Annotated in this window: 16 protein-coding genes; 12 read left to right on the top strand and 4 right to left on the bottom strand. The window is 68.2% G+C overall.

Annotated elements, in window-relative coordinates; translation table 11 throughout:
- Window positions 1–2 precede the first annotated feature (2 nt).
- The 7 genes from AC1DMS_RS03910 to AC1DMS_RS03880 all read left to right on the top strand — a co-directional run bounded on the left by AC1DMS_RS03910 (window position 3) and on the right by AC1DMS_RS03880 (window position 5,724).
- The gene (locus AC1DMS_RS03910) at window positions 3–644 is read left to right on the top strand and encodes a peroxiredoxin (protein ID WP_012748065.1); all 642 of its coding nucleotides are present in this window, start codon (window positions 3–5) and stop codon (window positions 642–644) included.
- Between the two features lie 20 nt (window positions 645–664).
- Window positions 665–1,240: an RBBP9/YdeN family alpha/beta hydrolase gene (locus AC1DMS_RS03905; RefSeq protein ID WP_012748064.1), complete on the top strand. Its 576-nt coding sequence runs from the start codon at window positions 665–667 to the stop codon at window positions 1,238–1,240.
- Window positions 1,237–2,253, top strand: coding sequence for a sulfate ABC transporter substrate-binding protein (locus AC1DMS_RS03900; RefSeq protein ID WP_412511041.1), 1,017 nt, complete (start codon window positions 1,237–1,239; stop codon window positions 2,251–2,253). Before AC1DMS_RS03905 ends, AC1DMS_RS03900 begins: the two co-directional genes overlap by 4 nt.
- Window positions 2,254–3,141, top strand: coding sequence for a sulfate ABC transporter permease subunit CysT (cysT, locus tag AC1DMS_RS03895; RefSeq protein ID WP_278876238.1), 888 nt, complete (start codon window positions 2,254–2,256; stop codon window positions 3,139–3,141).
- Between the two features lies 1 nt (window position 3,142).
- Window positions 3,143–4,036, top strand: a complete 894-nt coding sequence (gene cysW, locus AC1DMS_RS03890; RefSeq protein WP_018904514.1) for a sulfate ABC transporter permease subunit CysW — start codon at window positions 3,143–3,145, stop codon at window positions 4,034–4,036.
- A 90-nt stretch (window positions 4,037–4,126) separates the two neighbouring features.
- On the top strand, window positions 4,127–5,224 hold the full coding sequence (locus tag AC1DMS_RS03885; protein WP_478180690.1) for a sulfate/molybdate ABC transporter ATP-binding protein: 1,098 nt from the start codon (window positions 4,127–4,129) through the stop codon (window positions 5,222–5,224).
- The gene (locus tag AC1DMS_RS03880) at window positions 5,221–5,724 is read left to right on the top strand and encodes a disulfide bond formation protein B (RefSeq protein ID WP_278874385.1); all 504 of its coding nucleotides are present in this window, start codon (window positions 5,221–5,223) and stop codon (window positions 5,722–5,724) included. The genes AC1DMS_RS03885 and AC1DMS_RS03880 overlap by 4 nt, the downstream gene beginning before the upstream one ends.
- Here the strand turns inward: AC1DMS_RS03880 and AC1DMS_RS03875 are convergent, their stop codons facing one another.
- From AC1DMS_RS03875 to AC1DMS_RS03860, 4 genes are all read right to left on the bottom strand, one after another.
- A complete protein-coding gene (locus tag AC1DMS_RS03875) occupies window positions 5,725–6,417 on the bottom strand; it encodes a P-loop NTPase family protein (RefSeq protein ID WP_012748058.1) in 693 nt (230 codons plus the stop codon). It lies immediately after the preceding gene.
- 65 nt (window positions 6,418–6,482) lie between these two features.
- Window positions 6,483–7,781: a type II toxin-antitoxin system HipA family toxin gene (locus AC1DMS_RS03870; RefSeq protein ID WP_062366826.1), complete on the bottom strand. Its 1,299-nt coding sequence runs from the start codon at window positions 7,779–7,781 to the stop codon at window positions 6,483–6,485.
- On the bottom strand, window positions 7,778–8,101 hold the full coding sequence (locus AC1DMS_RS03865) for a helix-turn-helix domain-containing protein (RefSeq protein WP_436044102.1): 324 nt from the start codon (window positions 8,099–8,101) through the stop codon (window positions 7,778–7,780). Before AC1DMS_RS03865 ends, AC1DMS_RS03870 begins: the two co-directional genes overlap by 4 nt.
- A gap of 62 nt (window positions 8,102–8,163) precedes the next feature.
- Complete coding sequence (locus tag AC1DMS_RS03860) at window positions 8,164–8,925, bottom strand: hypothetical protein (RefSeq protein WP_018904510.1); 762 nt, start codon at window positions 8,923–8,925, stop codon at window positions 8,164–8,166.
- Between the two features lie 113 nt (window positions 8,926–9,038).
- Here AC1DMS_RS03860 and smc point away from each other — a divergent pair, with 113 nt between their 5' ends.
- The 5 genes from smc (at window position 9,039) to def (ending at window position 16,899) form a co-directional block, all read left to right on the top strand.
- Entirely contained in the window at window positions 9,039–12,554 is a 3,516-nt protein-coding gene (gene smc / locus AC1DMS_RS03855; RefSeq protein WP_436044101.1) for a chromosome segregation protein SMC, read from the top strand.
- A gap of 12 nt (window positions 12,555–12,566) precedes the next feature.
- On the top strand, window positions 12,567–13,670 hold the full coding sequence (locus tag AC1DMS_RS03850) for a cell division protein ZipA C-terminal FtsZ-binding domain-containing protein (protein ID WP_012748053.1): 1,104 nt from the start codon (window positions 12,567–12,569) through the stop codon (window positions 13,668–13,670).
- 22 nt (window positions 13,671–13,692) lie between these two features.
- Window positions 13,693–15,777, top strand: coding sequence for an NAD-dependent DNA ligase LigA (gene ligA / locus AC1DMS_RS03845; protein ID WP_478180689.1), 2,085 nt, complete (start codon window positions 13,693–13,695; stop codon window positions 15,775–15,777).
- 108 nt (window positions 15,778–15,885) lie between these two features.
- Entirely contained in the window at window positions 15,886–16,326 is a 441-nt protein-coding gene (locus AC1DMS_RS03840) for a hypothetical protein (protein WP_012748051.1), read from the top strand.
- Window positions 16,327–16,359: 33 nt separating this feature from the next.
- Window positions 16,360–16,899, top strand: coding sequence for a peptide deformylase (gene def, locus AC1DMS_RS03835; protein ID WP_012748050.1), 540 nt, complete (start codon window positions 16,360–16,362; stop codon window positions 16,897–16,899).
- Window positions 16,900–16,926: the final 27 nt, after the last annotated feature.

The following is a 16,926-nucleotide window of genomic DNA, read 5'->3' as shown; positions in this document are numbered from 1 at the left end:
CCATGGCGACCCTGCGACTCGGCGACACAGCCCCCAATTTCACCCAGGATTCCAGCGAAGGCCCCCTCGACTTCTACCAATGGGCCGGCGATTCGTGGGTGGTGTTCTTCTCGCACCCGGCCGATTTCACGCCCGTGTGCACCACCGAACTCGGCAAGACCGCGGCCCTGTCGGGCGAATTCGCCAAGCGCGGCGTGAAGCCCATCGCGCTGAGCGTCGACCCGGCCACCAAGCACAAGGAGTGGATCGGCGACATCAACGAGACGCAGAACACCACCGTCAACTTCCCGATCATTGCGGACCACGACCGCAAGGTGGCCGACCTGTACGACCTGATCCACCCGAACGCATCGGCCACGGCCACGGTGCGCAGCGTGTTCATCATCGATCCGAAGAAGGTGATCCGCGCAACCATCACCTACCCGGCCTCGACCGGCCGCAATTTCGACGAGATCCTGCGCGTGATCGACTCGCTGCAGCTCACCGACAGCCACAAGGTGGCCACGCCGGTGAACTGGAAGGATGGCGACGACGTGGTCATCATCCCGAGCATCCAGGACCCGGCCGAACTGGCGGAGCGCTTCCCCAAGGGCTTCAAGGCCGTGAAGCCTTACCTGCGCATCACGCCGCAGCCCAACAAGTAAGCGGACAGGGCAGCGCCTTCATGCAGACTTCCGTGATCATCGTGCCCGGCTGGCGCGACTCCGGGCCCGGCCATTGGCAGAGCCTGTGGGAAGAGCGCATTCCGGGCGCGGCGCGCGTGGTGCAGGACGACTGGGCATCGCCCAAGCGCGAGGCCTGGGTGGCCACGCTCGCCAGGCTGGTGCTCGAAAGCCCCGGGCCGGTGGTGATTGCCGCGCACAGCCTGGGCTGCATCGCCACGGCGCACCTGCCGGCCGAGGCGGCGGCGCGCATCCGCGGGGCGCTGCTGGTGGCGCCGGCCGATCCGGAGCGCCGGGCCGTGCTGTCGGACTTCGCGCCCGTGCCCTATGCGGCGCTGCCGTACCGCAGCATCGTGGTGGCGAGCAGCAACGATCCCTATTGCCCGATCCGCCTGGCCGGCGCGTATTCCCGCGCCTGGGGCAGTGAGTTTGTCCGCATGCAGAATGCGGGGCATATCAACATCGACTCGGGGCACGGAGACTGGCCGCTCGGCCTCGCCTTGCTCCAGTCGCTGACCGACGAGCCCGCCGCCTGGCCGGCGGGCCGTGAATTTTCAGAAAACTTGGCAACCACATGACTTCCAGATTCAAGACCTTTGCCGCCGTGCTCGCGCTGGCGTCTTCCGCGCTCGCGGGCGGCAGCGCCTTTGCCCAGGGCAACACGCTGCTGAACGCCTCGTACGACGTGGCGCGCGAGTTCTACAAGGACTACAACGCGGCGTTCGTGGCCAACTACAAGAAGACCACCGGCAAGGACGTGAAGATCGACCAGTCGCATGGCGGCTCCAGCGCCCAGGCGCGCGCGGTGGCCGACGGCCTCGATGCCGACGTGGTGACCATGAACACCACCACCGACATCGACTTCCTGGCCAACACCGGCGTGGTCGCGAAGGACTGGAACAAGAAATTCCCCGACAACGCATCGCCCACCACCTCGACCATGCTGTTCCTGGTGCGCAACGGCAACCCCAAGGGCATCAAGGACTGGGAAGACCTGGTCAAGCCCGGCGTGCAGGTCGTGATCGTCAACCCCAAGACCGGCGGCAACGGGCGCTACGCCTACCTGGCGGCCTGGGGCTACGTCAAGAAGAAGGGCGGCACCGACGCCCAGGCGGCCGAGTTCGTCGGCAAGCTGTTCAAGAACGTGCCGGTGCTGGCGCGCGGCGGCCGCGACGCCACCACCGCCTTCCTGCAGCGCAACATCGGCGATGCGCTGATCACCTTCGAATCCGAAGTGGTGTCGATCGAGCGCGAATTCGGCTCGGGCAAGGTCGATTCGGTCTACCCGTCGATCAGCATCGTGGCCGAGAACCCGGTGGCCGTGGTCGAGCGCACCACCAAGAAGAAGGGCACCGGCGAACTCGCCAAGGCCTACCTCGACTGGCTCTACTCCGAAGAGGCGCAGGAAATCGCCGCCAAGCACGCGCTGCGCCCGCGCTCGCAGGCCGTGCTCAAGAAGTACGCCGCCACCTTCAAGCCGCTGCAGCTGTTCACGGTGCAGGAACTGTTCGGCAGCCTCGGCGAAGCGCAGAAGGTGCACTTCAACGACGGCGGCCAGTTCGACAAGCTCTACACGCCCGGCGCAAAGTAAATGAGCGGCGCTGTCTCTTCGGCGCTCCCGTCCGCGGGAGCGCCTTTTTCGCGTGCCAACCGGGCAGGGGGCGCCAAGCGCGTGCTGCCCGGTTTCCACATCACGCTCGGCTTCTCCATTCTTTACCTGAGCCTGATCGTGCTGATCCCGCTCTCGGCGCTGGTCTTCAAGACCTTCACGCTGAGCTGGGAGCAGTTCTGGGTGGCCGTGACCGCGCCGCGCGTGATGGCCTCGTACCGGCTGACCTTCGGCGCCTCGCTGATCGCGGCCGTGGTCAACGCGGTGTTCGGCCTGCTCGTGGCCTGGGTGCTGGTGCGCTACAAGTTCCCGGGCAAGCGCATCGTCGATGCGCTGGTCGACCTGCCGTTCGCGCTGCCCACGGCGGTGGCCGGCATCTCGCTCACGGCGCTGCTCGCGGGCAACGGCTGGATCGGGCAGCTGCTCGAGCCGCACGGCATCAAGCTCGCGTTCACGCCGGCGGGCATCGTGATTGCGCTGATCTTCATCGGCCTGCCGTTCGTGGTGCGCACGGTGCAGCCGGTGCTCGAAGACGCCGAGAAGGAACTCGAGGAAGCCGCCACTTCGCTCGGTGCGACGCGGCTGCAGACCTTCACCAAGGTGATCTTCCCGTCGATCGCGCCGGCGCTGCTCACGGGCTTTGCAATGGCCTTCGCACGCGCCATCGGCGAGTACGGATCGGTGATCTTCATTGCCGGCAACATGCCGATGATCTCGGAGATCACGCCGCTCATCATCATCGGCAAGCTGGAGCAGTACGACTTTGCCGGCGCCACCGCGGTCGCGCTCGTGATGCTGGTCCTTTCATTCGTCCTGCTGCTGGTCATCAACGGCCTGCAGGCGTGGCAGCGCAAGCGCGCGGGAGCTTGAGATGAGTGCGCCTTCCAAAGTCATCCGCCGCGCGCAGGCCGGCACCACCGAATCGGCCTGGGTGCGCTGGCTGCTCATCGGCCTTGCGCTTGCGTTCATGTTCCTGTTCCTCGTGCTGCCGCTGGCCGCCGTGGCGACGGAAGCCCTGCGCAAGGGCCTCGATGCCTACATCGAAGCGCTGAAGGAGCCCGACGCCTGGAGCGCGATCCGCCTCACGCTGATCACGGCCGCCATCGCGGTGCCGCTGAACCTGGTGTTCGGCGTGGCGGCGGCCTGGGCCATTGCCAAGTTCGAGTTCCGCGGCAAGGCCTTCCTGACCACGCTGGTGGACCTGCCGTTCGCGGTGTCGCCGGTGGTGGCGGGCCTGATCTACGTGCTGGTGTTCGGCGCGCAGGGCTGGCTCGGCCCCTGGCTGGCCGAGCACGACATCAAGATCATCTTCGCGGTGCCGGGCATCGTGCTGGCGACCGTGTTCGTGACCTTTCCGTTCATTGCGCGCGAGCTCGTGCCGCTGATGCAGGCGCAGGGCACCGACGAGGAGCAGGCCGCGATCGTGCTCGGCGCGACCGGCTGGCAGACCTTCTGGCGCGTGACCCTGCCTAACATCAAGTGGGGCCTGCTGTACGGCGTGATCCTCTGCAACGCGCGCGCCATGGGCGAGTTCGGCGCGGTGTCGGTGGTGTCGGGCCACATCCGCGGCCAGACCAACACCATGCCGCTGCATGTGGAAGTGCTCTACAACGAATACCAGTCGGTCGCGGCCTTTGCCGTGGCCTCGCTGCTCGCCATCCTGGCGCTGGTCACGCTGGTGATCAAGTCGGTCATCGAGTGGCGCCACGAACGCGAAATGAAAGCCATTGCGGAGCTGCCGCCAGAGCGGCCCACGGCGGCTTGAGAAGGCTTCGAGTGAGGGGAACAACCCTCACCCCGGCCCTCTCCCCGAGGGGAGAGGGAGAAATCAGAAGAAGGCAGAGGAAGAGATTCCATGAGCATCGAAATCCGCAACATCAGCAAGCAGTTCGGCGACTTCCGCGCACTGAACAACGTGAACCTCGACGTCGAGTCGGGCGAGCTCGTCGCGCTGCTCGGTCCCTCGGGCTGCGGCAAGACCACGCTGCTGCGCATCATCGCGGGGCTGGAAACGGCCGACACCGGCAGCATTCTCTTTTCGGGCGAGGACACCACCGACGTGCATGTGCGCGAACGGCAGGTGGGCTTCGTGTTCCAGCACTACGCGCTGTTCCGCCACATGACGGTGTTCGAGAACGTCGCGTTCGGCCTGCGCGTGAAGCCGCGCAAGGAGCGCCCGAGCGACGCGCAGATCAGGCAGAAGGTGACCGACCTGCTCAAGCTGGTGCAGCTCGACTGGCTGGCCGACCGCTATCCGTCGCAGCTCTCGGGCGGCCAGCGGCAGCGCATCGCACTGGCGCGCGCACTGGCGGTCGAGCCCAAGGTGCTGCTGCTCGACGAACCCTTCGGCGCGCTCGACGCCAAGGTGCGCAAGGAACTGCGCCGCTGGCTGCGCCGGCTGCATGACGAGCTGCACGTCACCTCGATCTTCGTCACGCACGACCAGGAAGAAGCGCTCGAAGTGGCCGACCGCGTGGTGGTCATCAACAAGGGCCGCATCGAGCAGGTCGGCTCGCCGCAGGAGGTGTGGGACCAGCCCGCGAGCCCGTTCGTCTACGGCTTCCTGGGCGATGTGAACCTGTTCCACGGACGGGCCGACAATGGCGCGGTGCAGCTCGACGGCATGCGCCTGGACTCGCCTGAACACAGCGGCGCGCGCGACGCCAAGGCCATGGCCTATGTGCGCCCGCACGACCTCACCGTGGAGCGCTACACCGCCGGCGCCACCGGCATCGTGGCCACCCTGTCGCGCGCCATCGTGGTCGGCCCGATCGCGCGGCTGGAACTTGAGCCCACCGAAACGAATCGAGATAATCCGGGCTCCGGAACCATCATCGAGGCGCAACTCCCTGCGCAACAGTTCCGTGAACTGGGCCTGCACGAGGGCGACACGGTCGTCGCCACGCCGCGCAAGGCCCGGGTGTTCGTAGAAGAAGATTGGGTTTCCCCTTGATCGATTGGTACTTCGGCGCGCCGCGCCGCGCGTATGGGCTGATCTGCCTGGCCTGCGTCCTGATGCTGGCCTTCGGGCTCTACCTGCAGCACGTGGTCGGCCTCGAGCCGTGCCCCATGTGCATCGTGCAGCGCTATGCGCTGGTGCTGGTGGCGCTCTTCACCGGCCTGGCCGGCGTGTTCAGGAGCCGCGGCCTGCAGGCCACGGGCGGTGTGCTGGCGCTGGTGGCAGCGGCCGGCGGCGCCTACACGGCGGCGGCGCAAAGCTGGCTCCAGTGGAACCCGCCCGAGGTCGTGACCTGCGGGCGCGACCTCTACGGAATGATCGAGACCTTTCCGCTCAAGCGGGCGCTGCCGATGATCTTCCGCGGCGGCGGCGATTGCTCGAAGGTCGACTGGTCGCTGTTCGGCCTGACGCTGGCGAACTGGTCGTTCATTGCCTTCGTGGTGCTGGCGGTCCTGCTGCTCGTGCTGCTTTTTCGCCGGCCCGCGGCGCGCTAGCTAGAGCGGCAGGGTGTCGAAGGCCGCGTAGGCGGTCGCCAGCCAGGACTTCACGCGCTGGCGCTCCAGCAGGCCGAGCGCATGCGGCCCTTCGCGGTCGTTCACGGCCTTCCAGAAACTGGTGTTCTGCGCATCGATCTTCCGCATGCTCGCCTCGTGCAGGCGCGGCAGCGTGATCACGCGGGCGCCGTTCGCGGTGGCCTTGGAGAGCGACTGCGACGCCAGCAGCATGCCGAAGTCGCTGCCGCGGCCGTAGTTCTGCACCACGATGTAGTTGGGCCGGTTGCCGAAGGTGTCGATCAGCGTGCCGAGCAGGTCGGTGGAATCCTTGCCGTCGTCCAGCACGTGCCAGAAGTTGACGGCCACGCCCAGCTCGTCGAACACGTCGAACAGGTCCGATTCCTTGATCCAGCGCGACAGCGGCGCGAGCGTCTGGGCCGCCAGGTCGACGATGACGCTTTGCTGCGGATTCGTCTCGAAGCCATTCACCACGGTGTCCAGGCCCTCGAAGCTGTCGACCACGATGGGCGAGGCAAAGCCTTCGTAGAAGCGCGTGAACGAGCTGTGCGAGCGGTCGGTGTCGAAGCCCGTGAAGGGCTTGCTGTGGTCGATGAAGTACTGCGCCAGCACGCGCGCCGTGACCGACTTGCCGACACCGCCTTTTTCGCCGCCGATGAAATTGATGGAGCTCATGAGTTGCTGCTGCCTCGAAAGGGTGGAGGAGTGAAGGGCCGGATCATTCTAGGGGGCGGGCTTTTCTATTTGCCGCGCCGCGCCATCCCCTGCAGCAAGGGATGTGCCTGCAAGCGCTGCTGCAGCCGTTTCTTCCACGCGGCCGGCAGCGCCGATGCCTCGATCATCGCGGGCCAGCGGCTGCGCGCGAGCCGCGCCGTGTCGGCCACGGTGCGCCGCACCAGCGGCTCGTGCAGCCCGGCCGAGAAGCAGAAGGCGCGCACGCTGGCGGGCGTGAACAGGGCGCTGCGCCTGGGGGCGGCTTCGCCAGGCGTTGCCGGCAGAAGAGGCAGAGCATGGCCGTCGACGCCCTGCAGCGCCGCATAGGCCACGATGTCGTAGGCCGGCGCCAGCCGCGGCGCGATGCCGTCGGGGTACAGCACGCCAAAGTTCTTCAGATGCGCGTCGGGGTTGCCGAGCAGGTCGTTCACCGCAAGGCGCCGCACGAGTTCGAGCACCGCTTCCTCGCCCAGCGATGGAAATGCGCGCATCGCCAGCGCCATGTCGAGGTAGCTGGCGCTGTACTTGTGCATCGGGTCGACCGCAAGCACCTGCGCGAAATCCTCGAAATGGATGCGGCGCGCGCCTTCGCGGTCGAAGCGCGTCACGGCAAGGAAGTCGGGCTCGTCGGGCAGCGCGTAGCTGTGCTCGGCCGCAATGGCCGAGAGCGGCGCGAGTTCGGCATGGCAGACCTCGACGCCGGCCGCACCCGCCATCTGCAGCGAGAGCATTTCCAGCTGCGGCATGTGGGGCCGCCCGGCCACCGGCAGCTTGGCGATCACGCGCGTGCTCGCGCCGGCGCGGGTGCGGGCCACGTAGCGCCCGCCTTGCCGGCGCAGGCCGAGCTTGGGCTGCACGCCCGACACCGAGATGCCCTGCGGCATCGGCAGCTCGACCACCGACATTTCGAGCGCGTCCTGGTCCTGGGTGATGAGCCGCTGCAAGGTGCCGCGGTCGACCGAGACCGGCCGCGCGCTCACCGCGCCGGGCAGGTCGCCGCCGCAGGCCGCAAGCAGCTCGAAATGGTCGTTCTCGCGGCAGCCGCGCAGCTGCGCGATGTGGCTGCGCAGGACGCCTTCGGGCAGCAGGTTCTGGAAGAAGCGCGGCAACTGCCCGCCCTGTGCGTTGAAGAGCGGGTTCTTGACGTCGCTCCACAGTGCCGACTGCGCGGAAGGATCGCTGGCCACCATCGACAGCGACAGCACCTCGGGCGGCGGCGCGGCCACCAGTTCGGGCTCCGCCACGAAGCGGCAGAGGTCCGCGTACTGGAACAGCTTGCCGAAGCGGCGCGCGCCGAGCGAGATCTCGAGGATCTTGACGTTCATGGCGAAGGCTTTTTCGAACGCGGCCCGGACGCCGGAGCCGGCGCCGCAGCGCCGACGGCGTTGCCGATGCGCGTGGGCACCGGGCGATAGCCGGGCTCGGTGTCCGCGCGCTCGCCGAAGCCCTTGGGCGCGAGCTGCAGCTCGAGCCCCAAGGCATCCACCAGCGCCAGCAGCGAGGACATCTGCGGATTTCCCTTCAGGCTCAGCGCATTGCGCACCGAACGTTCGGTGAGGCCCGAGCGCTGCGCGATTTCAGCGTTGCCGAGACCCGCGGCTTCGCGCCGGGCTGCCAGGGCGGTGATGAGTTCCTGCTTGTTCACGGAAACATATTACCGCAAACTGCAGTGCCGGAAATATGTTTCCGAGAGAGTGTCCGCAATCGCTACCGGGGAATGAGCGTGAAGAAGGGCATCACGACGCCCATGACCCAGTTCTGCCCGAAATCGAGCGCCGCGCGCCGGTACTTCTCGTCGGCCTGGGCGGCCAGCAGGTCGAGCCGCGCCACCACCTTGGACAGTTCGCGGTCGGCCACGAGGTTGCGCCCGCGCTCGCTGATCTCGGTGGCCAGCAGCAGCGGCTGGCCGTCGGGGCCGGTCTTGGAGGCAATCAGCCAGAGCGATATCTCGAAGTTGCGCGCGGCCCGGAAGCTGTTCTCGGCATTGACGCCGTCGAGCATGGTCTGGTCCCAGGTGTCGCCGTTGGCCTGTTTGAGCATGGTGGCCCAGCCGACGACCAGCGCCGCCACCCGGTCGCCCTGGTAGCCCTGCGGCCCGGTGTCGAAAGCCATGCGGATGGCGTCGATGCCCGTGGCGCCGCGCAGCTCGGGCAGGGCAGGGCCGGTCAGCACCGCATCCCAGGCGCGCTGCGCGGCCGCCTCGACGCTGGCGGCCGACTTGCGCCATTCGCGCGGGTTGCGCCGGTAGAGCGTGGTCTGCACGCGCCGGATCGATTGCAGGTTGTCGCGCAGCGAGAGGTTGGCGATGCGGTTGGCGCTGGACTGCAACCATTCCTGGTTGCTGTAGGCCTCGGCGCGATCGGTGGAACGCACGGCCGCGCAGCCGCCAAGGCCCAGCAGGGCGGCCGCACCGGCCAGCAGGCAGCCGCGGCGCACGGCAAGAGGTGATGAAACCAGGGAATCGCTCATGCCCTGACGTTATCATCCACGGCTGGGGCGGCGGCCTGTCTCGAACGGCAGGTCCGTGCAATTTTCCTTACAAATCAATACCTTGGCGTCATGCCAAGGCAGGCCGACAAGTCGTGCGTCTCAATTCCATCAAGCTTTCGGGCTTCAAGTCGTTCGCCGAACCCACCAACTTCCTGCTGCCGGGCCAACTGGTCGGCGTCGTCGGGCCCAACGGTTGCGGCAAGTCGAACATCATGGATGCGGTGCGCTGGGTGCTGGGCGAGTCGCGCGCGTCGGAGCTGCGCGGCGAGTCGATGCAGGACGTGATCTTCAACGGCACGACCACGCGCAAGCAGGCCAGCCGTTCGAGCGTGGAACTGGTGTTCGACAACGCCGACCATCGCGCGGGCGGCCAGTGGAACCAGTTCGGCGAAATTGCCGTGCGGCGCGTGCTCACGCGCGACGGCACCAGCAGCTACTACATCAATAACCAGCCGGTGCGCCGCCGCGACGTGCAGGACGTGTTCCTGGGCACCGGCCTCGGACCGCGCGCCTACGCCATCATCGGCCAGGGCACGATCAGCCGGATCATCGAGTCCAAGCCCGAGGAGCTGCGCCTGTTCCTCGAAGAGGCGGCGGGCGTCTCCAAGTACAAGGAGCGCCGGCGCGAAACCGAGAACCGCCTGGGCGACACGCGCGAGAACCTCACGCGCGTGGAAGACATCCTGCGCGAACTCAACGCCAACCTCGAAAAGCTCGAGAAGCAGGCCGAGGTGGCCGCGCGCTACAACGCGCTGCAGGGCGAAGCCACCAAAAAGCAGCACCAGCTGTGGTTCCTCAAGCGCAGCGAAAGCGATGCCGACCAGGCCAAGATCAAGGCCGACTCGGAAAAGGCGATCAATGACCTCGAGTCGCGCACCGCCGACCTGCGCCGCATCGAATCCGAACTCGAAACCGTGCGCCAGGCCCACTACGCGGCCGGCGACCAGGTCAACCAGGCCCAGGGCAAGCTCTACGAAGCCAGCGCCGAAGTGGGCCGCCTCGAAGGCGAGATCCGCTTCGTGGTCGAAGGCCGCCAGCGCGTGGAGCAGCGGCTGGTCCAGCTGCGCGAGCAGATGGGCCAATGGGGCCGCCGCCGCGAAGAGGCCGAGGCGGAGATCGAAACCCTGGCCGGCCAGGGCGTCGACGCGGAAGAGCAGGCCGTGCTGCTGGCCGCGCAGCTCGAGGAACACGACGCGCGCATGCCCGAGCTCGAGGAAGCCGTGCAGCGCGCCCAGGACGAGGCCAACGCCCAGCGCAGCACCGTCTCGCAGGTGCAGCAGCAGATCCAGGTGCTGGCCGCCGACCAGCGCAACATCGAAGAGCAGAGCCGGCAGCTCACGCAGCGCAGCGAACGCCTGCGCGCCGACCAGAACGCCCTGGCCGCACCCGACGAGGCGCGCCTGCAAGCCCTGCAGGAAGAGCATGCGGCCGCGCAGGAAACCGCGAGCGAGGCCGATGCGCGCCTGCACGAGCTGCAGGAATCGGTGCCGCAACTCGACGACGACCGCCGCGCCAAGCAGCAGGCCGTCAACACCGAAGGCGCGCGCCATGCCGAGCTCTCGGCGCGGCTCGAGGCGCTGCGTGCGCTGCAGGAAAAGGTCAAGACCGATGGCAAGCTGGCGCCCTGGCTCGCCAAGCACGGGCTCGAAGGCATGCAGGGGCTGTGGAGCCGCATCCACATCGAGCAGGGCTGGGAAAACGCGCTCGAAGCGGCGCTGCGCGAACGCCTGGGCGCGCTCGAGGTCAGCCGGCTCGACATGGTGCGCGCTTTCGGCAACGATGCGCCGCCCGCCAAGCTCGCGTTCTACAGCCCGCCCGCGGCCGGCGCGCCGCAAGGTACGGCCGCGCTGCCGCGCCTGTCGAGCCTGCTGCGCCTGAACGATGCGGGCCTGCAGGCCTTGCTGACCGACTGGCTGCACGGCTGCTACACCGCGCAGAGTTTCGAAGAAGCGCTCGCGCAGCGCGCCACGCTGCAGCCGGGCGAAGTCATCTATGTGCAGAGCGGCCATGCCGTGTTCTCGCACAGCGTCAATTTCTACGCTCCCGATTCCGAGCAGGCCGGCCTCTTGGCGCGCCAGCAGGAAATGGAAAACCTCGAGCGCCAATTGCGCGCCCAGGCCCTCATCAGCGAAGAGGCGCGCACCGCGCTGGTCCGCGCCGAAGCCGCCTACGCCGATGCCGCGCAGCGCCTCGTCACGGCGCGCCGCGAAGCGGCCGAAACGCAATCGCGTGCGCATGAACTGCAGGTCGAGACGCTGCGCATGACGCAGCTCGCCGAGCAGACCCGCGCGCGCAGCCAGCAGCTGGCCGCCGACCTGGCCGAGGTCGACGCGCAGCTGGAAGAACTGCAGGAAAAGCGCATGGCCGCCGAAGGCCGCTTCGAAGAGCTCGACATGCAGCTGGCCGACAGCCAGGAGCGCCACGCGCAGCTCGACGAACGCGTGATCGAGGCCGGCCGCGCGCTGGCCGCGAGCCGCGAGCAGCACCGCAGCCTCGAGCGGCAGGCGCAGGAGGCCACCTTCTCGCAGCGCACGCTCGAAGCCCGCCGCGGCGAGCTGAACCGCGCGATCGAAACCGCATCGCAGCAGGTGCTGTCGCTCACCGACGAAGACGAGCGCGCCCGCGCCGAACTCGGCCGGCTGTCCGATGCGGCGGCCCAGGCCGGCCTGCAGGACGCGCTGGCGCTCAAGCTCGAGCGCGAGGCCGCGCTGGGTGCGGCGCGCAGCCAGTACGACGACCTCACGCTGAAGCTGCGCGCCAGCGACGAACGCCGGCTGCAGCTGGAGCGCGAACTCGATCCGCTGCGCCAGCGCATCACCGAATTCCAGCTCAAGGAACAGGCCGCGCGCCTGGGGGTCGAGCAATACCAGCAGCTGCTGGACGACGCCGGCGCCGACCTCGAGGCCGTTGCCCAGTCGATCGAAGCCGACAAGGTCCGCCTCACCGGCCTGCAAGGCGAGATCGACCGCCTGAACCGCGAAGTGGTGGCGCTGGGCGCGGTCAACCTGGCGGCGCTCGACGAGCTCGCCGTGGCCAGCGAGCGCAAGACCTTCCTCGATGCGCAGTCCGCCGACCTGAACGAGGCCATCGGCACGCTGGAAGACGCCATCCGCAAGATCGACGCCGAGACGCGCGACCTGCTGGGCGGCACCTTCAAGATCGTCAACGAGCACTTCAGCCGCATGTTCCCCGAGCTGTTCGGCGGCGGCAATGCACGGCTCGTGATGACCGGCGACGAGATCCTCGACGCCGGCGTGCAGGTGCTGGCGCAGCCGCCCGGCAAGAAGAACCAGACCATCCACCTGCTCTCGGGCGGCGAGAAGGCGCTCACGGCCATTGCGCTGGTGTTCGCGATCTTCCAGCTCAACCCGGCGCCTTTCTGCCTGCTCGACGAAGTGGACGCGCCGCTGGACGATGCCAACACCGAACGCTATGCCAAACTCGTGACCGCCATGAGCCGCGAAACCCAGTTCCTCTTCATCAGCCACAACAAGATCGCCATGGAAATGGCCGAGCAGCTGATCGGCGTCACCATGCAGGAGCAGGGCGTCTCGCGCATCGTCGCGGTCGACATGGAAGCGGCCGCCTCCATGGTTGAGGCTGCTTGATCCGGGCAGCCCATGAGCAATCTCACTCTCGCCCTGGCCATCCTCGGCGGCCTCGTCCTCGCGGCCGTCGTTGCCTACAACACCCTGACCTCGCGCCGCAATGCGCCGCGCCAGCCCGACGCCGCTGACCGCGACCTGTCCGAGGCGGACCCTCGGCCATCGTCCTCGTCCGACGGCGTGGAGCCGATGCTGCACATCGATCCGCACCCGACGCCGGGCCATGAACGCCACGAACCGCTGTTCGACCCCGACCTGCCCGCGCCCAGCGCGAGCCCGGTGCCCGCGGCCGAGCGGCGCGGCGGGCTCGATCCGCTGATCGACGTGATCGCGCCGGTGTCGCTGGACGGGCTCGCATCGGGCGACGCGGCCATTGCCGCCATGCCGCCCACGCGCCGCGCGGGCAGCAAGCCCGTGGCCATCGAGGGCTTGAACGAACACACCGGCCAGTGGGAGCCGCCCGTGCCGGGCCAGCGCTACAGCGCCTTCCAGGTGGGTGTGCAGCTGGCCAACCGCACCGGCGCGCTCAACGAGATCGAGTATTCCGAATTCGTCGTCAAGGCGCAGGCCTTTGCCGATGCCGTCAACGGCGCGCTCGAATTTCCTGAAATGCTCGACGAGGTGGCGCGCGCCCGCGAGCTCGACCAGTTCGCCAGCGCGCACGATGCGCAGCTGGGCTTCGTGCTGCGCGCGCTGCATGCCGCCTGGAGTCCCGGCTACGTGCAGCAGAACGCGGCGCGGCTGGGCTTTGTGGCGGGCATCATCCCGGGTCGCATGGTGCTGCCGACGAGCGAGGCCGGGCTGCCGCCGATCCTCGGGCTCTCGTTCGACACGCAGGCCGCGCTGGCCGACGATCCGGCGCAGTCGGCCATCCGCGAACTCAGCCTGAGCCTGGACGTGCCGCAGGTCGACCGCGCCGAGCAGCCGTTCCGCCGCATGCGCGAAGCCGCCGCCACGCTGGCGCGCGAGATGGACGGCGTGGTTACCGACAGCGACGGCCAGCTGCTGCGCGAGGAAACCATGGATGCGATCGGCGCCGACCTCGAGCAGCTCTACGACACGCTCGAGTCGCGCGACCTGGCCGCCGGCTCGCCCCTGGCGCGCCGCCTTTTCAGCTGATCCGATCGTTCGGGAGACACCCATGACCACGCGCGACGAAGCGGCACGCGAAGCCGCCGCACTGAGCGAGCAGCTTCACCGCCACGCCCATCTCTACTACGTGCTCGATGCGCCCGAGCTGCCCGACGCCGAGTACGACCGGCTGTTCCAGCGGCTGCAGGCGCTGGAAGCCGAATACCCCGAACTGCGCACGCCCGATTCGCCCACGCAGCGCGTTGGCGGCAAGGTGCTCGAAGGCTTCGTGAAGGTGCGCCACAAGGTGCCGATGCTGTCGATCCGCACCGAGACCGACATCTCGCCCGGCGGCGCCAGCGCCTTCGATGCCCGCGTGCGCAAGGAACTGGGCCTGGCCGAGGACGGGCCGCAGGTCGAGTACGTCTGCGAACTCAAGTTCGACGGCCTGGCCATGAACCTGCGCTATGAGAACGGCGTGCTGGTGCAGGCCGCGACGCGCGGCGACGGCGAGGTCGGCGAGGAGGTCACGCAGAACATCCGCACGGTGCGCGAGATTCCGCTGCGGCTCAATGGCAAGGCGCCGCCCGTGGTCGAGGTGCGCGGCGAGATCTACATGAAGCGCGCCGACTTCGAGGCACTCAACGAGCGCCAGCGCGAGAAGATCGCGGCCGGGCAGAAGAACGAGAAGGTCTTCGTCAATCCGCGCAATGCCGCGGCCGGCGCGGTGCGCCAGCTCGATCCGGCCATTGCGGCGGCGCGGCCGCTGAGCTTTTTTGCCTACGGCCTCGGCGAGGTCACGCCGGCCAGCGAAGGCGGGCCGGAATTTCCGACCCAGTTCGACTGGCTGCAGCAGTTCCACGCCTGGGGCTTTCCGGTGGCCACGCAGACCGCACGCGCGACCGGCGCCATCGAACTGATCGCCTTCCACGAGAACATCGGGCGCCAGCGCGATGCCTTGCCCTACGACATCGACGGCGTGGTCTACAAGGTCGACAGCATCGAGCTGCAGCGGCGGCTGGGCTTCGTCTCGCGCGAACCGCGCTGGGCCGTGGCACACAAGTACCCGGCGCAGGAGCAGATCACCGAGGTGCTGGGCATCGAGGTGCAGGTCGGGCGTACCGGCAAGCTCACGCCGGTGGCCAAGCTTGCGCCGGTCTTCGTGGGCGGCGTGACCGTCACCAACGCCACGCTGCACAACGAGGACGAGGCGCGCCGCAAGGACGTGCGCGTGGGCGACAAGGTGATCGTGCGGCGGGCCGGCGACGTGATCCCCGAAGTGGTCGGCGTGGTGCCCGAAAGCCTCGCCAGGCCCGAGGGCGAGCGGGGCCTGCTCTTCACCATGCCGCACCAGTGCCCGGTGTGCGGATCGGAAGCGCTGCGCGAAGAGGGCGAGGTCGACTACCGCTGCACCGGCGGCCTGTTCTGCGCGGCCCAGCGCAAGGAAGCCATCCTGCACTTTGCGGCGCGCCGCGCGGTCGACATCGACGGGCTCGGCGACAAGCTGGTCGAGCAGTTGGTCGATGCCAACCTGATCCGCACCTTGCCCGACCTCTACAAGCTCGGGTTCACCACGCTGGCGGGGCTGGACCGCATGGCCGACAAGTCGGCCAAGAACCTTGTCGATGCGTTCGAGGCTTCGAAGAAGACCACGCTGCCGCGCTTCCTGTTCGGCCTGGGCATCCGGCACGTGGGCGAGAGCACGGCCAAGGACCTGGCCAAGCACTTCGGCAAGCTCGACGCGATCATGGATGCGAGCGAGGAGCAGTTGCTGGAAGTCAACGACGTGGGCCCGGTCGTCGCGCAAAGCCTGCGCACCTTCTTCGACCAGCCGCACAACCGCGAAGTGGTCGAGCAGCTGCGCGCCTGCGGGCTGACCTGGGAGGAGGGCGAACCCGCCGCCCGGGCGCCCAAGCCGCTGGCGGGGCTGACCTTCGTGATCACCGGCACCCTTCCTACGCTGAGCCGCGACGAAGCCAAGGACAAACTGGAAGCAGCCGGCGCCAAGGTGGCGGGTTCCGTCAGCAAGAAGACCAGCTACCTGGTGGCCGGCGAGGAAGCCGGCAGCAAGCTGGACAAGGCGCGCGAGATCGGCGTGGAGGTGATCGACGAGGCGCGTATGCTGGAGCTGCTCGCCGGCGGTGCGCCGGGTTGAAGGGGGGTGAAGCGCGGTTCTTACCGGCAGTTACGCGACTTCACACCACCGCAGTCAACAGGGCCTACAAGCTGGCGTTGAAAACTGAAGGCTGACAAGGAGTCCCTCATGCAGAAAATTCGTGTTCTCGGTATCAGTGTCGCCATCGGCGGCTTCGCGCTGCTTGGCGGCTGCGTGGCTGTTCCTGGCGACCCCTACTACAGCGGGGGCTATTCGCAGCCGTACTACTCGGATCCGGTGGTGGTGAATCCGGCGCCGGTCTATATCCAGGGCGGCGGCTACTACGAAGGCGGGCGCCGCTATTACGACCATGACCGCCCCTACTACGGCGGCAGGCCCTATTACGGGCGCCCGGGCTACCCGGTGGCGCGTCCGGTGCCAGTGCCGGTTCCCGTGCCCGTGCCTTCTCGCCCGGGCTGGGGCGGCGGCGGTGGCGCACGGCCGCCGGCTGCCGGCGTGTCGCCGCTGCCGCAATACCGGCCGGATCCGCCGCGCGGCGCATCGCGGCTGTGGTCGTCGCCCGACTCCAAGGGACAAACCCCTCCATGACGCCGCGGCGGGGCCGCTCGCGATAATCCCGCCATGGCCATCCGCGAAATCCTCAAGATGGGCGACCCCCGGCTGCTGCGCATTGCGCAGCCGGTGGCTGCCTTCGACACCGACGAACTGCACCTGCTGGTGCGCGACATGTTCGAGACCATGCTGGCCGTCAATGGCGCGGGCCTGGCCGCGCCGCAGATCGGTGTCGACCAGCAGCTCGTGATCTTCGGCACCGACGTGGTCAACCCCCGCTACCCCGACGCGCCACCGGTGCCGCGCACCGTGCTGCTGAACCCGGTCATCACGCCGATCGGCGACGAGGAAGAAGAGGGTTGGGAAGGCTGCCTCTCGGTGCCGGGCCTGCGCGGCGTGGTGCCGCGCTTTGCCAACATCCGCTATACCGGCTTCGACCCCTACGGCGATCCGATCGACCGCGTCGCGAGCGGCTTTCATGCACGCGTGGTGCAGCATGAAGTCGATCACCTGCTGGGCAAGCTCTATCCGATGCGGGTGCGCGACTTCTCGCGCTTCGGCTATACCGACGTCCTGTTTCCAGGGCTGGACGCGAACGACGACGAGTGACGAAAGAACGGCCGGCACGCCGCCGGC

This window comes from Variovorax sp. 05T418, assembly GCF_056396385.1.
Note: the sequence above shows the minus strand (reverse complement) of the source record. Positions and strands in the feature narration are given on the sequence as shown.

Excerpts from the sequence above, each read along its gene's own strand:
- AC1DMS_RS03910 (WP_012748065.1), top strand. The coding sequence starts at position 3 with ATGGCGACCCTGCGACTCGGCGACACAGCCCCCAATTTCACCCAGGAT.
- AC1DMS_RS03905 (WP_012748064.1), top strand. The coding sequence starts at position 665 with ATGCAGACTTCCGTGATCATCGTGCCCGGCTGGCGCGACTCCGGGCCC.
- AC1DMS_RS03900 (WP_412511041.1), top strand. The coding sequence starts at position 1,237 with ATGACTTCCAGATTCAAGACCTTTGCCGCCGTGCTCGCGCTGGCGTCT.
- cysT (WP_278876238.1), top strand. The coding sequence starts at position 2,254 with ATGAGCGGCGCTGTCTCTTCGGCGCTCCCGTCCGCGGGAGCGCCTTTT.
- cysW (WP_018904514.1), top strand. The coding sequence starts at position 3,143 with ATGAGTGCGCCTTCCAAAGTCATCCGCCGCGCGCAGGCCGGCACCACC.
- AC1DMS_RS03885 (WP_478180690.1), top strand. The coding sequence starts at position 4,127 with ATGAGCATCGAAATCCGCAACATCAGCAAGCAGTTCGGCGACTTCCGC.
- AC1DMS_RS03875 (WP_012748058.1), bottom strand. The coding sequence starts at position 6,417 with ATGAGCTCCATCAATTTCATCGGCGGCGAAAAAGGCGGTGTCGGCAAG.
- AC1DMS_RS03870 (WP_062366826.1), bottom strand. The coding sequence starts at position 7,781 with ATGAACGTCAAGATCCTCGAGATCTCGCTCGGCGCGCGCCGCTTCGGC.
- AC1DMS_RS03860 (WP_018904510.1), bottom strand. The coding sequence starts at position 8,925 with ATGAGCGATTCCCTGGTTTCATCACCTCTTGCCGTGCGCCGCGGCTGC.
- AC1DMS_RS03850 (WP_012748053.1), top strand. The coding sequence starts at position 12,567 with ATGAGCAATCTCACTCTCGCCCTGGCCATCCTCGGCGGCCTCGTCCTC.
- ligA (WP_478180689.1), top strand. The coding sequence starts at position 13,693 with ATGACCACGCGCGACGAAGCGGCACGCGAAGCCGCCGCACTGAGCGAG.
- AC1DMS_RS03840 (WP_012748051.1), top strand. The coding sequence starts at position 15,886 with ATGCAGAAAATTCGTGTTCTCGGTATCAGTGTCGCCATCGGCGGCTTC.
- def (WP_012748050.1), top strand. The coding sequence starts at position 16,360 with ATGGCCATCCGCGAAATCCTCAAGATGGGCGACCCCCGGCTGCTGCGC.